This window comes from Mesorhizobium sp. (assembly GCF_004962925.1).
Taxonomy (GTDB): Bacteria; Pseudomonadota; Alphaproteobacteria; order Rhizobiales; family Rhizobiaceae; genus Mesorhizobium.
Genome location: NZ_SUEO01000217.1, coordinates 1 through 1,096, shown reverse-complemented (window position 1 = coordinate 1,096; position 1,096 = coordinate 1). Strand labels below are relative to the sequence as shown.

The following is a 1,096-nucleotide window of genomic DNA, read 5'->3' as shown; positions in this document are numbered from 1 at the left end:
TTGCCGGAGGTGCGGCGTTTGCCGGCGCGCGCATGGCAACCGGCGGCAGTCTCGCCGCAGTCCGCGCCGGCTCAACAATGGGATCGGCTGCTTCCACGGCTTGGCAGATCGGACGTGCAACCTCGCCCGATTCCGGCCTGTCCGGCGTAGCTGCCGGAATGCACGGTGTCACAAGTGCAGTCGCCGGCGCTGCGACAGGCAGAGCGCGATCTGCTGCAGAAGCTTTCAGGCGCAGCGCCGATGCCGGCCGTGAAGCCGCCTGGACTGCGACCGGTGTACGCCGACCGCATCAATGACCGGAAGTCCTGCCGCTGCGAGCTCCGATACTGCGCCGACCTGGGCGAGGCGCCTTCGCTCCGAGCAGACCGCGCGAGCCCATCGTCACACCGCCATGCAGGCCGTCCGTGAGGGGGACCGGCCGGGCGGCAGCGCCAATCCCTCCCTCAACGATAAGGACGACTAGATGCTCTTCAAGCGACCCGTTCAGCGTTACGGGAAGACACCCGAACCCGTCACACCGTATCAGAAGGCCGGCCAGCTCTGGGATGAGCGTATCGGCTCCGCCCGCGTTCAAGCCAGGAACTGGCGGCTCATGGCCTTCGGCAGCCTGGCACTGGCGACTGGCCTTTCCGGCGGGCTGATGTGGCACTCGATGCAAAGCCGCGTCGTTCCCTACGTCGTCGAGGTCGACCGGTTCGGCGAGGCTCGCGCCGTCGCGCCGGCGATCCAGCACTATGAACCGTCGGACGCACAGATCGCCTGGCATCTCGGCCGCTTCATTTCAAATGTTCGCGCCATCTCCACCGATCCGGTGCTGGTGCGCCAGAATTGGCTTTCTGCCTACGACTTCGCCACCGACCGTGCCGCTCTTTTCCTCAACGAGTACGCCAAGCGGGTCGACCCCTTCGGCCAGATCGGAACGCGGAGCGTGTCCGCGCAAATAACCAGCGTGGTCAGGGCCTCCCAAACCTCGTTCCAGGTCAAGTGGACCGAGCAGGTTTTTGAGCGTGGCAGCCTTGCCAGCACGACGCGCTGGACGGCGATCCTAACCATCGTGATCCGCCCGCCAAGCAATGCCGATCAACTGCGCAGCAAT

1 protein-coding gene and 1 pseudogene are annotated in these 1,096 nt (G+C 65.7%); both read left to right on the top strand.

The features are described from left to right. Window positions 1-463: pseudogene (locus E5W87_RS29390) on the top strand (P-type conjugative transfer protein TrbL); the annotation flags it as partial. Further along, window positions 464-1,096, top strand: a 633-nt coding sequence (gene trbF, locus E5W87_RS29385) for a conjugal transfer protein TrbF (RefSeq protein WP_292405564.1), incomplete at its 3' end; no start/stop codon positions are given.